Here is a 15280-nt window from a genome sequence, read left to right as displayed (position 1 = left end):
TCTTAAGGATTTGACACCCCAAAATCAATAGCTTAAGGTATTATTTATACTGTAAAGTATAAATTGGACATTTAGTTTCCACTTCGTAGGTTTTGTAACCATCTCAATAACGATAAGGAGTTGTCGAATGAGTTCACCACCGAATGAGAAATTACATATTTGGAAAGACATAGCCGAAGCTATTATCAATAAAGATAACCTGAGTTCTGTATAAGAAAAGGAATAAGTGAATGAAATAATTGAAAAAAAGACCGGAATCGCTAAAATTTAGCTCCAAAATTACAGCTAAATAATGTAACAGGAGTTAATCATGTTGGCACCGGTCACGGAGATTTTTTGTGATATGGATGATTTTTGCAAGGATTATTTGAAAGGTCAATCAAAGTATTTGCTACCGAACCCAGACAGAAAACGAGATCGAGCGATGCAAATGAGCTTGTCTGAAATTGGCACCATCATTGTGTTGTTTCAAATGAGTCACTATCGCACATTTAAGGATTTTTATTGTGGATGTGTTTTACAAGACATGAAGAAGTATTTTCCTACGGCGCTGAGTTACACACGTTTTGTCGCCTGCCAATCAGCAGCGCTAATGATGCTCGCCGCCTATTTGCTTTCGAGAAAGGGCAAACACACGGGATTGTATTATATTGACTCAACTACACTACGCGTATGCCACAATAAACGAATTTATCGAAACAAGGTTTTCAAAGGCATTGCTAAACGCAGTAAAAGCACAATGGGCTGGGTTTACGGCTTTAAACTACATATTGTGATTAATCATCAAGGGGAATTAATCCGTTTTTGTTTAACGAAAGGGAACGTGGATGATCGCGCTGTTGTTAGAAAATTAATGGCTAATTTAAAGGGGTTGGGCGCTGGCGATAAAGGGTATCTTGGAAAAGATCTTGCGGACGATTTGGCAAAACACGATTTAAAATTTGTGACAAAAGTCCGTAAAAATATGAAGAACAAAATGCTTTCTGCATTTGAAAAGTTTTTCCTAAAACAACGTGGCATCGTAGAAACGATTATCGATCAGTTGAAAAACTTGTATCATGTTGAGCATTCGCGTCATCGTAGTCCGACGATGCGCGCCATGGAGAGCGAAGCGAAGGCGCGTATTCCGCGGTAGGCTCGGATTTTTTGCCGAGCGTAAGCGACTGCAAAAAATCTTTACGAGCCGTCAAGTCATTTGAGAGCCCGTGCGTAGTCGAGCCGTGAGGTCGCGGAGCGCGGGCGACGAGGACGTCCGCGGCTATTTAAGTTGTCGCGTATTGCGAGTCGATTATTGACAGGGATGGCAATAATCTATCACGAGCATCGCGACACGCTTGTTAATTTTTTAGTCAATACCCTTGCAGCGCTAATTGCCTATTCTTGGCGACCAAACAAACCAGGAATAAAAACCAACAATATAAAGAATAATTTATACGCAGTTATCCAGAACTGAGGTTACATTACGCAAAGACGAAACCATTTAAGAGCAGGTTATCGATTTCAATTGCTTACTTATCGTGATGGGGGTTACTGTTTTTCGAGAATCGCTATCCCTAGCTGCTAAGTACATCCCTGGTGCTTACGCCCGCAAAACAGTAACCCCAATCCCTATGCCGCAATTGAAAGCTATTTAATTAACTAAAAATAGATTTCTAGAAATTCAGTTTCTCTTGTGCTTGTCGCAAATAATGGCCGTATTTTATTTTCAAACTTGGATCAAGCACGAATGCATATTGCAAATCTTTAACCGCCAATGCATATTGACCCAATGACGTATACACCAATCCCCGATACACATAAGCTAACGCAAATGCAGGATACTGTTGAATTGCCGCATTATAAGCAATTAATCCATTCTTTAAATCGCCTGCAATAAAGTAAATTAACCCGATCTGTAAAAATGCTACCTTACGAAAATAATTCTTTTTGGGCAAATAGCGTATTGCTTTTTTGTAAGCGCTAATAGACTGCTGATAATTCTTTTTATACATGTAATAAATTCCACCTAATTGAAAATAAGTAATACCCATGTGTGGATTAAGCACCAAGGTCTTTTTATAATTTTCAATCGCATCCTGGTATTGATTATGATCGTGATAAATTTTTGCGATGTAATAATAAATAAATGGCCTGACTTGATCTTCATCTGTAGTAAATCGCAATGCTTTTTTAAGTTCGCTCATCGCCTTGCGATCATTTTTCAAATAATACCAATTTAACCCCAATAAATAATAAGCAGCCCCAAAACGAGGATATTCTTTAACCGCTTCCGATAGCAAATTAACAGCATACCGATATTGGTTTTTTTCGGTTATAAATAATGCAACATAATAAAAAGAATATTTCCTCAGTGGGACATATTTTGGCAAATAATAAATGGCTCGTTTAAAGCTGTTGATCGCTAAGTCAGCTCTATTCATGTTTCGATAAACCATACCTAGATAATAATAAGAAAAACCATCAGTCGAGTCGAGACTGATCGCCTGTTTGAGATAGATAATCGTCTGCGGATATAATTTTTGATAAAAATTGACTAATGCCATTGAATAATAAATGCGATTTGTTAAGAAATTAGTATCCGGATTTAATTCCAGCGATTTTTTAAGATCAGAATAAGCATTTTGATATTTTTCCAGTACCATCCAAGCTTTTCCTCGCGTGTAATAGGCAGCGATAAAGCTAGGATCTATCGCAATAGCTTGCGTTAACAATTGTATACCTTCCTGATATTTTTCTTGTATAAAATAACGATTGGCGCGAAGAAACAATTGATCCGATCGATTGGGCTTGAATGGCAATAGTAACAAGTTTTTTTTAATAAACATTCGAATGTCGGATGGAATCTTTATATAGCGTAAATTAAATGCAGGTATACGATCAGTCAACACTGCTGCTGTATATTCTGCCAGCGCTTCATTTAAGTCTTTTGATGCATAGCTTGTGATTAATCCATACTTTTGAATCAGTTTCATTTCCTGGCTTTTACTAATTTTTTGACCTTCTATTGCATTTCTATAGGCTCTTATTCGCCATCCCATTAATTGATTCCAATCCTTAGATAAAGAGATTTTATCGCCCGGGTCTGCAAGGTGAGTCAGCTCATGCGCGATAGCCCAAAAGGTGAACCATCGATATTTTGAACCTGTTTTATAGTATTCAAAATATTGATCTGAAAATATCATATATCGATGCCTGGGATGAGCCAGTGCCACAATTCTAATTTGAGGTGTTCGGACCGTGTTGTTTGAAACGCGATACACTTGAATGGGGCCATAAGCAATAACACGTTGTATCAAACCAGGCCCGTATTTCTGAACCATTGTCAGTTGCTGTATGACAATGGTTTTTTCTTCCTCTGTCCATGGTTGAATGTCGTACTTAAAATATTTAGCATCCACCGGCACGGTATTCATGAAATGAAAATTAGAAAGCCAATACGATTGCGCAAGCGAATACGAAGCCGACACTAACAAAATAAAAAGGGAAACAATAATCAAAAACAATTTGAGATATTGCTTCATTTATTGTTCCCTCTTAATACGATCGCACAATGACCGGAGTTCCAATAAAGAAAAAGTTACTGTGTAACCATTTTGCTGCAGCAGGATACACCCGTATGCAACCGTGACTTATATTGGCTGCACGGACATGATAAGAGCCGTGTACCGCATAATATTTACTAAAGAACATACAGTAAGGCATGCGCGATCCACCACGTCCTACCGGATAACGAGAAGACCGACAATCAGCTCCCCCTTTGCGATTAATCCTAAAATGACCAACAGGCGTTCGGCAAGAACGTCTGATATCATGACAATAACCAGCGCCACCGGCTGCAACACCACTAGCAATTGCACGTCCGCCCGAACAGGCATACCATCGATGTCGACGCGGATCAAAAATAAAAACGCGTCCAGAATAACTCCCACATGGACCTCCATAACTCCTATTTTGATTGTAACGCTTGTTTCGCGTATAGCGATTGGCCGCTAATTGTGTGTAATTGCGTAATGATCGTTGCGTTAGTTGTGATTCGGACACAGGAACTGTGTGCGTGAAATTTTGGTTTTGACGCTGTGTGTTGTTCGTCTCTGCTCTTACATTGCCTTGTACTGCCAATAAAGTTAATAATACAATTGGGATTATCATCTTCATGGCCACCTCCCGACACCGTCCGTGACGTTTAGTAGCCTGAGAACATCCACTTACCTATTCTCAGCTTATGTACTTAATTTATATGTGTCTTACCCTACATTAAAAACCCACAGCAAATCCTTTTTGCTGTAACCCGTTAAAAATATAGTATATCTTTTATAACCCCTTGATTTAGCAGGAAGAGCGCTGAATACATTGAAGCATAGGTATTGGGCGTGTTGAGCCGGAATAGGTGTTTGTTGGAAAAATAATTTCAATTGTGGCATAGGGATTGGAGTTACTGTTTTTCGGGCGTAAGTACCATGGAGGTACTTAGCAGCCAGGGATGGTGATTCCCGAAAAACAGTAACTCCAATTGCGATGCGTATGCAATTGAAATCCCTTGCAATCAAACTTCCTAACCAGGTGGCGCACAAATCACACTAAATTTAATACCGCGCTTTTCCAAACCTTCAATAATAGCAGGAAGTGCTTTAACGGTTTGAAAACTGTTCCCACTGCCATCGTGCATTAATAAATCGTAACCAGGCTTTGCCCGCGACAAAACCCAGTGCACTAGTTTAGAGACGGGCTGGCGTTGGTAATCAAAGGAATTTAAATCCCACATGACCTGTCGCATACCGTGTGATTCAATGAATTTTTTTACTCGTGCATTGGTTAAACCAAAGGGCGGCCTTAAGCAAACAGGGGCATAACCCGTGATTTTTTCAATGATGACATTAGGTTCCACTACCTCATTATATAATTTTTTTCCATAAGCCCGAGTTAAATACGGATGTGTCATGGAATGATTAGCGATCACGTTTCCGTGCGACTGAATTTCTTTGATCAATTCTGGATAGCGTTTAGCGAAAATACCCATCACAAAAAATGTCGCTTTTATATGATAACGATCCAATATGGCTAAAATTTTGCGCGTGTATTTGGGGCTGGGACCATCATCGAATGTTAACGTCACGGTACCCGGTAGAGGATGAATTCGAACTTTACTTAAATCAACCGGCTGAGCCGCCCATGTAACAATGGGGATAAAAATAAGTGAGGCAATCATTGCCCTAATATGCTTTCCTTGCATGGCTTTGCTCCTGCGTTTTTTCCTGCGCAATCGTTGCGCCAGACTTGAAGAGATGCTTCTGCACCAAAAAATTAATGAAGAATAAAATAATATCCACCACAATTTTAGCAACAACCACACTAATGTGAAAGTGAGCTGATAGTTCAGTGATCGAGGTGTATGATAAAATAAAAATTACAACGGCTAGAGAAAGATAATAAAGTGCTTCTCGCTTAGTCAGACTCTTATTCAGCGATCGATAAACTAAGTATTTATTGAAATAAAAATTGAACGAGCCAGAAATGACTCGTCCAACCAATAACGAATAAAATTTATCATGAGTCGATAAAAAAATTAAGGCAAAAACACTGACATCAATGATAAAAGATGTAAATCCAACCACCGCATACCGAATGAATATGAAATAAAGCTTCAGCGATTGAAATAAATCCCACATCTATTATCCAACTGACCATCCTGTGGCCTCGGCAACGCCCTGGCCTATTTCTGCAGGCGATTTCACCGTAAATACACCTGCTGCCTCTAAGGCCGCAAATTTATCTTTTGCTGTGCCTTTCCCCCCTGCAATTATCGCACCTGCATGCCCCATACGCTTTCCTGCTGGAGCAGTAACGCCCGCGATATAAGAAATAACTGGCTTCGTGACATTAGCTTTAATATATTCTGCCGCTTCTTCTTCGGCGGTACCGCCAATTTCACCGACAAGCACGATGGCTTCAGTTTGCGGATCTTTTTCAAATAACGCAAGTACATCGATAAAATTAGTGCCTGGAATTGGATCACCACCAATACCCACGCATGTGCTTTGGCCAAATCCAAGTTGAGTCGTTTGGTTCACGGCTTCATAGGTTAATGTACCCGAGCGAGACACGATACCCACTTTGCCCGGTTTGTGAATGTGGCCTGGCATAATGCCAATTTTACATTCACCCGGTGTAATGACACCCGGACAGTTTGGTCCTATCAAGCGACATTGCGGATGCTGGTTCATATAAGCTTTAACTTCCAGTATATCCAGCACGGGAATGCCTTCTGTGATACAGATGACTAATTTAATACCGGCATCAACGGCTTCCACAATAGAGTCTTTACAAAATGGTGCTGGCACAAAAATCATGCTGACATCAGCACCGGTTGCTTTATACGCGTCAGAAACGCTATCGAAAACGGGTAAGTCCAAGTGTTTTTGGCCACCTTTTCCAGGAGTCACACCGCCCACTAATTTTGTGCCGTATTTTAAAGATTGCTCGGAATGGAAGGTACCGTGTTTTCCTGTGAACCCTTGGCAAATAACTTTAGTTTCTTTATCAATCAAAATACTCATTACGCGGTTACCCCCTGCTTAACTAAATCGACAATACGTTGCGCAGCATCTGAAAATCCTGTTGCTGCAACGATATTCAAACCACTTTCGGCTAGCTTTTTTGCGCCTAATTCTGCATTGTTACCTTCCAATCGCACGACCACGGGAACATTAACACCCACATCAGCGACTGCAGCAATAATACCGTCTGCGATTAAATCACAACGTACAATACCACCAAAAATATTCACCAAAATACCTTTTACGTTGGCATCAGAAATAATAATCTTAAAGGCTTCAGTAACGCGCTCTTTCGTTGCACTACCACCCACATCCAGGAAGTTAGCAGGCTCACCACCATGTAATTTAATTAAATCCATCGTAGCCATCGCAAGACCAGCACCATTAACCATACAGCCAATATTGCCATCTAGTTTAATGTAGCTAAGCTCCCATTGCTGCGCTAGGGTTTCTTGCTCATTTTCTTGTGTGGTATCACGCATTTCACGCAGTTCTGCTTGGCGATAAAGCGCATTATCATCAATATTAATTTTGGCATCCAAACAAATGAGCTCACCACCGGCCGTAACAACGAGTGGATTGATTTCTAATAAGCTAAGATCTTGCTCAACAAACAATTTATATAATCCCATCACAATGTGCGTAAATGATCGCATTTGACTGTGATCGAGGCCTAAGCCAAAAAATAATTGTCGACATTGAAAAGGCTGCATGCCAACCGTTGGATCAACCGTTACTTTAAGGATTTTTTCCGGTGATTCTTCAGCCACCTTTTCAATTTCAACGCCACCTTCAGTGGAGGCCATAAATACGATACGTTGCGAAGCACGATCAATCACAGCACCTAAATATAATTCGCGTGCGATGTCAGAAGGTTGTTCGATTAATACTTGATTGACTGGTTGACCCTGCGCATCCGTTTGGTATGTTACCAAACGCGAACCTAACATGTCTTTTACAGCAGTCTTTAGCGCATCTTTGCTGTCCACTATTTTCACGCCGCCAGCTTTACCGCGACCACCCGCGTGTACTTGTGCCTTCACTACCCAACGGTTACCACCCAGATTTGAAGCAGCATCGACAGCAGATTCAGGATTCCACACGACTTCACTGCCTGGCACAGGAATGTCATATTGCGTTAATAAGTGTTTTGCTTGATATTCATGTAAGTTCATTGTTGTTGTTTACCCCATTGTTGTTTAATTCTAGTCACCTTTTTTGGAGGCATCATCCCTACACCTCCAACAACAAGCGTGCTGGATCTTCCAAAGCTTCTTTAATCGCGACCAAAAATAACACGGCTTCACGACCATCGATCACACGGTGATCATACGATAATGCTAAGTACATCACCGGACGCACCACCACAGTGCCATTTTCAGCTACGGGGCGCTCCACAATGTTATGCATACCTAAAATAGCAGTTTGCGGTGGATTAATTATCGGAGTCGATAACATCGATCCATACGTGCCGCCGTTGGTAATGGTAAATGTGCCACCCGTCATATCTTCAATCGCGAGCTTGCCTTCTTGTGCTTTAGTTGCATAACCACGAATATTTTTTTCGATGTCTGCCATACTCATCATTTCAGCATTACGCAAAATAGGCACTACTAAACCGCGGTCACTACCAATTGCGATCCCGACGTCACAGTAATTATGATAAATAATATCATTGCCATCGATAGAGGCGTTCACTGCGGGAAATCGTTTTAACGCTTCGACCGCAGCTTTCGTAAAAAACGACATAAATCCTAGTCGTACTCCATGTGTTTTTTCAAACTGATCTTTATATTTTTTCCGTAAATCCATCACCGGTTTCATGTTCACTTCGTTAAACGTCGTGAGAATAGCCGCTTCGTGTTGCACTTGTACTAAACGCTCTGCAATACGTGCACGAAGGCGCGACATCGGCACACGTTTTTCCGTTCGTTCACCAGCGATTTCTGTGCTAACTACAGGCTCACCTGGTTTTTCACCTTCTTTTGTTGAAGTTGCTTGCTCGATATCTTGTTTTGTTAGACGACCATCTTTGCCCGTTCCTTTAATTTGACTCGTATCAACACCTTTTTCTGCAGCCGCTCGGCGCACTGCTGGGCTCAGTTCTTCTGAAGGTTTTGACTGTTTGGATTCCTGAGGTTCTTCTTTAGCAGTTGCAACTTCCTCAACTTCCCCTTCTTTTAACACCGCTAATAATTGCCCGGCCGTCACCGTTTCACCTTCTTTCACTACTATTTTTTCAATCACACCGGCGTTAGGTGCTGGCACTTCGAGCATGACTTTATCTGTTTCTAAATCCACTAGATTTTCATCGCGTCCAATCGATTCGCCTGCTTTTTTATACCACTTTGCAACCGTTGCATCGGCAACCGATTCCGGTAAGGTAGGCACTTTAATTTCAATCGACATTTTACTTTTCCTCTCTAATATCTAAGGCTTTATTGATTAAACGTGTCTGCAACTGCTGATGTAACGCAGGATAGCCACCCGATGGTGCTGCTAATGCAGGACGTGCCGCTAAATCTAATGTTTGATCTTCGCGCATACATTCCACAAGACGATGCCGTGAACAAAACCAGGCACCCTGATTTTTGGGTTCTTCTTGACACCATATTACCTGTTTAGCATTGGGATATCGTTTCAACTGTTTTTTCAACTCATCGTACGGAAACGGATATAGCTGCTCAATACGAATAATCGCGATATGGTTGAGTTTTTCTTCACGTCGTTTGGTGAGCAATTCGTAATACACCTTACCGCAACATAAAACGACACGAGTCACTTTTTTTGAATCCAGTTTATCAATTTCTGGAATCAATAATTGTAATTGTCCTTTTGCTAGTTCTTCTAACGTAGAAACCGCTAACTTATGGCGCAATAAACTTTTCGGCGTCATCACAATTAATGGATTTCGGTAAGGGCGTAGCACCTGTCGACGCAGCAAATGAAAAATCTGCCCAGGCGTGGTTGGCACACAAACTTGCATATTGTTTTGCGCACATAATTGCAAATAACGCTCTAAACGTGCAGAAGAGTGTTCCGGACCTTTACCCTCATAACCATGGGGTAAAAACAGTGTAATGCCCGATAGCCGATTCCATTTTTGCCAGCCTGAACTAATAAATTGATCAACGATCACTTGAGCGACGTTAGCAAAATCACCGAACTGCGCCTCCCAAATAACGAGAGCGTTGGGTTCGGCTGTGGAATAGCCGTATTCAAATCCCATCGAACCACACTCTGACAGCAAAGAATCATAAATATGGGGATGTGCCTGCTTTTCGCTGACATGCAGTAGCGGCATGTATTCTTCACCGGTGTTCTGATCAAACAATGCTGCATGACGATGAAAGAAAGTGCCACGACGAACATCTTCACCCACCAAACGAACTGGATGACCTTCATCGAGCAATGAAGCATAGGCCAGGGTTTCTGCATAACCCCAATCCATTTCGCGTTTGCCTTCCATCATTTCAGCGCGTGCAGTCATGATGCCAGCCACTTGACGCTGCAATTCAAAGCCCTCGGGAACACTACAAATTTTCTCACCCAGGCTTTTTAATTTTGCGAGGGGGATACTGGTATCCACAAGGGTTGTCCATTCTTGATCGAGAAACGGCGTCCAGTTCGCCGCATAATGCTCAGAAAGACCTTTCGGTAAAGTTTCCACAACCTGACGCCCTTGATCGAGATGTTGACGATAGGTTTCAATCCACGCATCGGGTTCTTCCGATTTACATATTCCTTCATCAATTAATTTTTTCGCATAGATTTCACGGGCGCTCGGATGCTCATGAATAATTTTATACATGAGTGGTTGTGTCGGCATGGGGTTATCGACTTCTTGATGCCCATGTCGTCGATAACAAACCAAATCAATAAAAATATCTTTATGGAAAGTCATTCGATAATCGAGCGCTAACTGCGTGACAGCAATCACCGCTTCCGGATCATCTGCATTCACGTGAAAAACAGGCGCATCCAACATTTTGGCAATGTCCGTACAATAAAGCGAAGAACGTGCATCTTTTGGATTGCTTGTGGTAAATCCAACTTGGTTATTTAAAATAATATGAATCGTGCCACCCACATGATAAGCGCGTGTTTGCGACATATTGAGTGTCTCCATGACGATGCCCTCACCTGCAAAGGCAGCATCACCATGCAACATGACTGGCACGGCATAATCAATTCTCTGCCCATTTTGACGCTCTTGGCGCGCACGCACCGATCCCATCGCAACAGGTGAAATAAATTCTAAGTGAGAAGGATTAAACGCTAACGATAAGTGAATGGGGCCCGCATCGGTTTTGACATCGCGAGAATAACCGCGATGGTATTTAACATCGCCCAGGGTTTTGCCGTAATCTTTTTTGCCTTCGAATTCTTGAAATAATTCTGTCGGAGCTTGTCCCATAATGTTAAGCAGCACATTCACACGTCCTCGGTGTGCCATGCAAATAACAATTTCTTCGACGTTTTGTGCTCGGGCTCGTTTGGTGAGCTCATCCAACATCGGAATTAAGCTGTCCCCACCCTCCAAAGAGTAACGAACCTGTGCTACATATTTTGCGTCTAAATATTTTTCTAAGGTTTCGGCTGAAGTAAGTTGCTGCAAAATATTTCGTTTAATTTCGGCATCGAACTTCAAGTTGGGAATACGATGTTCGACATAATCTCGCAACCAATATCGCTCGCGCTCATTTGAAATCGTGCTATATTGAATACCAATAGCGCCGCAATAAATTTCATGTAACTGTTGATAAATTTCTTTTAAGGTTGCACTCGACTTATCGAGCACACCTTTCGTGTCAAACGTTTGAGTTAAATCTGCATCTGTCAAATGGTAATGACTTAATTCTAAACGTGGGTCTATTGGTGTTTCTACACCCAGTGGATCAGTTTTTGCGTTTAAATGACCAAATCGACGATACGCTTCGATCAATGCATCGACAGCATTTTGTTTCATGCTCGCGCCAGCGCTTGGCGCCATAACTTTTGGGCGGAGCGCCATTTGCTTAAAGGTTTGGCGAATCTCCTGATGTGAAATATCGGAAGCACCGCTTCCATTTGCTAGAGATTGAAAATAGTGACGCCATTCTTCGGTGACAGCTTGCGGGTTTTCTAAATATTTATCATAAAGAGATTCTATGTAAGCAGCATTATTATCAGCTAAATAAGAATTTTGCCGAAATTGCTGCATTAAAGACTTTGTCATGGTTAACCTTTAATTGTGTTCTAAGTAATGTCATTCACTCGCATCCGATTCGCGTAACATTTCCGTTCTAATTTTTCGAATGGCTGCGGTTGGATTTAAGTTTTTAGGACAAACAGTGACACAATCCATGATCGTTCTGCAACGAAATACACTGTAAGGATCTTTCATGGCATCTAATCGACTATTTTTTTCTTCATCGCGAGTATCCGCCACAAATCGATAAGAAGCCAACAAACCTGCTGGGCCGATAAATTTATCGGGATTCCACCAGTAAGACGGACAAGAACTCGAACAACACGCGCATAAAATACACTCATAAAGACCATCCAACTTCGCACGGTCTGCCGGCGACTGTAGGCGCTCTTTTTGGGGCGGATGTTCGTGGTTAATTAAATAAGGTCTAACTTTTTTGTATTGCGTATAGAACTGTTCCATATCCACAATAAGATCACGAATCACTGGAAATCCGGGGAGTGGGCGCAACACGACATAATCCGGCAAATCGGCTAGCTGTGTAATGCACGCTAACCCATTTGATCCGTTAATATTCATGCCGTCAGAACCGCATACTCCCTCGCCGCAAGAACGACGCAGCCCTAAATCAGGGTGCGTTTCGCGCAGCTCTTCTAAAGCATGCAATAACATCGCCCCTTTGACTTTCGATAAATCTATCGTGAAGTCCTGCATGTACGGTTTTTTATCCGTTTCAGGGTTATATCGATAAATCGATAGTGTCATGATTCTCGATTTTTTACTCATTACTAATCCCTCGGCTTAGGCGGAAATGGTTCAATATCTGTAGGTTTCATGTTAACGGGGCGATATTTAATCTCACCATCCAAGTAACAAACAGTGTGTTTCAACCAATGCTCATCGTCGCGCTCTTTGTAGTCATAACGCGAGTGAGCCCCACGGCTTTCTTTGCGTTGCTCTGCACTAATGGCCGTTACCATCGCTACGTCAAATAAGTTATCCAGTTCTAATGCTTCAATACGTGCGTTATTAAATGTGTTGCTCGTATCGGTTATTTTTGCATGATGCAATCGCTCACGCAGTGCTTTTAGCGTTTTTAACCCTTCTTCCATCGGTTTTTCATCGCGGAATACACCAAAGCTGTTTTGCATCACTGCGCGTAGTTCTTTTCGAATATCCGCAGGGTTTTCAGTGTTATTTTGATTTTCCCAACGTTTAATGCGATTTAACGAAGCCTCAATGTCGGCTTCATCGGGTGCACGAAAATCCAAGTTCGCTTTTAATTCGTTCTCTAAAAATTTACCCGCGGCACGACCAAAGATAACGAGATCTAATAATGAGTTGGTTCCTAATCGATTTGCACCGTGCACAGACACACACGCACATTCCCCGGCTGCAAATAAGCCTTCGACAATTTTATCGTTGCCATCTTTATCGAGCGTTAGTACTTGGCCGTGAATATTCGTGGGGATACCACCCATCATGTAGTGTGCCGTCGGCAAAATGGGAATCGGTTCTTTAGTAACATCCACACCCGCAAACTTTTTAGCAAGCTCTGAAATACCCGGAAGACGTTCGTTTAGCACTTTTTCACCTAAGTGATCGAGCTTTAATAAGACATGATCTTTTTCAGGGCCAACACCGCGGCCTGCTAATACTTCCATTAAAATCGAACGCGAAACAACATCGCGACAATCTAAATCTTTTAAGTGCGGAGAGTAGCGCTCCATAAAACGCTCACCGTCTTTATTTAATAAGTAGCCGCCTTCACCGCGAGCACCTTCTGTAATTAAACAACCAACCCCGTAAACGCCGGTTGGGTGGAATTGGAAAAATTCCATGTCTTGCACGGGAAGCCCAGCACGCAATGCCATGCCGATACCATCGCCGGTATTGGTATACGCATTACTGGTGGTTTCATAAATACGACCCGCACCACCGGTGGCTAATATGGTAGCGCGCGATTTAAAAAAGACAATTTCGGAGGTTTCCATACACATCGCCACAACCCCAGCGATGCCGCCGTTAACCCCTTTCACTAAATCCAAGGCGTACCATTCGTAGTGAAAATGCGAATTGGCTTCCACATTTTTTTGATACAAGGTATGCAGCATGGCGTGACCAGTACGATCCGCACACGCACAAGTTCGGCGCGCTAGCTCACCACCAAAATCACGAGTGTGTCCACCAAAGGCACGCTGATAAATTCGCCCATCATCCAAACGAGAAAATGGCAAACCCATGTGCTCTAGTTCGTAAATGGATTCAGGGGCTTCTTGAGTCATGTATTCAATGGCATTTTGATCGCCCAAGTATTCGCCCCCATGAACGGTGTCATACATGTGCCACTGCCATTTGTCAGGAACCACGTTTCCTAGCGCAGCGGCAATACCTCCTTGCGCAGAAACCGTATGTGAACGCGTGGGAAATACTTTAGAAACGACAACCACTTTAAGTTGTGATTGCGCCATTTGCAGCGCGGCGCGCAAACCGGCACCCCCTGCACCTATAATTACTGCATCAAATTCTCTAACTGGAATACTACTCATTACAGCGCCACCCATAAAATCTCAGCTACCCAAGCCAAGTAAACAATTAATAACAAAGACACTAATATTTCCAATATTAGGCGAATGGGGCGATTTTTCACATAGTCTGTAAAGACCGTCCATAACCCAATCCATGCGTGCCACAAAATGCTCAGCAAAACGATGAACGTGACAATTTTCATTGCTAAGTTGCTAAATAAATTATGAAATACAGTGTAAGCAAGGGGATAGTGCGCAAGAAAATAAATGACAAGAAAGAGTGTGTAGATGCCGACTAAAATGGCCGTGACACGCTGGGCAATCCAGTCTATTAAGCCTCGACGATTAACCTGCACTACCATACCCACACTCCTACTAATACAGTGACGATGAAACCAAGTGCAAACACGGTATATGCGCTGATTCGACCTGCATGCAAACTTTCCCAAAAGCCAAGATCCATTATCATATGACGAATACCAGACATCAGATGGAACAACGTCACCGAAATACCAATCCAAACAGCAAGACGCATCCAAAAGTTCTGCATAACTTGAATCAAGGTGTTAAACGTCTGCTGCGAAGTCGCCGCCTCATGCATCATATATATAGCAAGCGGCGTGAATAAAAATAATAGTACGCCCGTGATACGGTGCGACACCGAGAGTATCGCCATCGGAGGGAACCGAAACTTTGTTAAATCGAGATTTACTGGTCTTTCTGCATTCACCGTTGTGCCCATCCTGACAAATTTATGCGAGTTTGTTCCAAGAGCCTGAAGGACAACACAAATGCTAACACATTGATTAATCGTTCTCATCTAGAGAACGCTATCAATAATGTCCATCCCATAAATTGTGTTTTAAGACAATTGGTTGTGTATGTATCCTATCAGTGCGTCGTGATTATAACTCATTATATCGCCCGACAACAGCCCCAGAAAAGGGTTGGAAAGTTGCGTATTTCGACTATAAAATGATCTTCTATTTTCTGAGCCTTTGAAAACT

The 15280-nt window shown here is 42.2% G+C and carries 14 protein-coding genes; 2 read left to right on the top strand and 12 right to left on the bottom strand.

Features of this window, described 5'->3' with window-relative positions; genetic code table 11:
- The first annotated feature begins 310 nt into the window (after positions 1 to 310).
- Together ACJMKR_RS08785 and ACJMKR_RS08780 are read left to right on the top strand one after the other, a co-directional pair.
- Positions 311 to 1135: an IS982 family transposase gene (locus tag ACJMKR_RS08785; protein WP_423062544.1), complete on the top strand. Its 825-nt coding sequence runs from the start codon at positions 311 to 313 to the stop codon at positions 1133 to 1135.
- A 165-nt stretch (positions 1136 to 1300) separates the two neighbouring features.
- Complete coding sequence (locus ACJMKR_RS08780; protein WP_423062543.1) at positions 1301 to 1453, top strand: hypothetical protein; 153 nt, start codon at positions 1301 to 1303, stop codon at positions 1451 to 1453.
- 199 nt (positions 1454 to 1652) lie between these two features.
- On the opposite strand, the gene ACJMKR_RS08775 is transcribed toward ACJMKR_RS08780, so the two are convergent.
- The 12 genes from ACJMKR_RS08775 to sdhC form a co-directional block, all read right to left on the bottom strand.
- A complete protein-coding gene (locus ACJMKR_RS08775) occupies positions 1653 to 3521 on the bottom strand; it encodes a tetratricopeptide repeat protein (RefSeq protein ID WP_423062729.1) in 1869 nt (622 codons plus the stop codon).
- Between the two features lie 13 nt (positions 3522 to 3534).
- Positions 3535 to 4149: a L,D-transpeptidase gene (locus ACJMKR_RS08770; protein WP_423064223.1), complete on the bottom strand. Its 615-nt coding sequence runs from the start codon at positions 4147 to 4149 to the stop codon at positions 3535 to 3537.
- 403 nt (positions 4150 to 4552) lie between these two features.
- Positions 4553 to 5230 carry a polysaccharide deacetylase family protein gene (locus ACJMKR_RS08765; protein ID WP_423062728.1) on the bottom strand — a complete coding sequence of 226 codons (678 nt, stop codon included), beginning with the start codon at positions 5228 to 5230 and terminating at the stop codon, positions 4553 to 4555.
- On the bottom strand, positions 5211 to 5666 hold the full coding sequence (locus ACJMKR_RS08760) for a GtrA family protein (protein WP_423062727.1): 456 nt from the start codon (positions 5664 to 5666) through the stop codon (positions 5211 to 5213). The genes ACJMKR_RS08765 and ACJMKR_RS08760 overlap by 20 nt, the downstream gene beginning before the upstream one ends.
- Before the next feature lie 3 nt (positions 5667 to 5669).
- Positions 5670 to 6554: a succinate--CoA ligase subunit alpha gene (gene sucD, locus ACJMKR_RS08755; RefSeq protein ID WP_423062726.1), complete on the bottom strand. Its 885-nt coding sequence runs from the start codon at positions 6552 to 6554 to the stop codon at positions 5670 to 5672.
- Positions 6554 to 7729: an ADP-forming succinate--CoA ligase subunit beta gene (gene sucC / locus ACJMKR_RS08750; protein WP_423062725.1), complete on the bottom strand. Its 1176-nt coding sequence runs from the start codon at positions 7727 to 7729 to the stop codon at positions 6554 to 6556. The genes sucD and sucC overlap by 1 nt, the downstream gene beginning before the upstream one ends.
- Before the next feature lie 58 nt (positions 7730 to 7787).
- Positions 7788 to 8963, bottom strand: coding sequence for a 2-oxoglutarate dehydrogenase complex dihydrolipoyllysine-residue succinyltransferase (gene odhB / locus ACJMKR_RS08745; RefSeq protein ID WP_423062724.1), 1176 nt, complete (start codon positions 8961 to 8963; stop codon positions 7788 to 7790).
- A 1-nt stretch (position 8964) separates the two neighbouring features.
- Positions 8965 to 11772: a 2-oxoglutarate dehydrogenase E1 component gene (locus tag ACJMKR_RS08740; protein ID WP_423062723.1), complete on the bottom strand. Its 2808-nt coding sequence runs from the start codon at positions 11770 to 11772 to the stop codon at positions 8965 to 8967.
- A gap of 30 nt (positions 11773 to 11802) precedes the next feature.
- Positions 11803 to 12531 (bottom strand): succinate dehydrogenase iron-sulfur subunit, encoded by a 729-nt coding sequence (locus ACJMKR_RS08735; protein WP_423062722.1) that lies wholly within the window; start codon positions 12529 to 12531, stop codon positions 11803 to 11805.
- Positions 12532 to 12533: 2 nt separating this feature from the next.
- A complete protein-coding gene (sdhA, locus tag ACJMKR_RS08730) occupies positions 12534 to 14294 on the bottom strand; it encodes a succinate dehydrogenase flavoprotein subunit (RefSeq protein ID WP_423064222.1) in 1761 nt (586 codons plus the stop codon).
- Entirely contained in the window at positions 14294 to 14635 is a 342-nt protein-coding gene (gene sdhD, locus ACJMKR_RS08725; protein WP_423062721.1) for a succinate dehydrogenase, hydrophobic membrane anchor protein, read from the bottom strand. Before sdhD ends, sdhA begins: the two co-directional genes overlap by 1 nt.
- On the bottom strand, positions 14629 to 15003 hold the full coding sequence (sdhC, locus tag ACJMKR_RS08720) for a succinate dehydrogenase, cytochrome b556 subunit (RefSeq protein ID WP_423062720.1): 375 nt from the start codon (positions 15001 to 15003) through the stop codon (positions 14629 to 14631). The genes sdhD and sdhC overlap by 7 nt, the downstream gene beginning before the upstream one ends.
- Positions 15004 to 15280: the final 277 nt, after the last annotated feature.

Origin of the sequence: Candidiatus Paracoxiella cheracis, from assembly GCF_049348705.1 — a bacterium.
GTDB classification, from domain to species: Bacteria; Pseudomonadota; Gammaproteobacteria; order Coxiellales; family Coxiellaceae; genus Paracoxiella; species Paracoxiella cheracis.
Note: the sequence above shows the minus strand (reverse complement) of the source record. Positions and strands in the feature narration are given on the sequence as shown.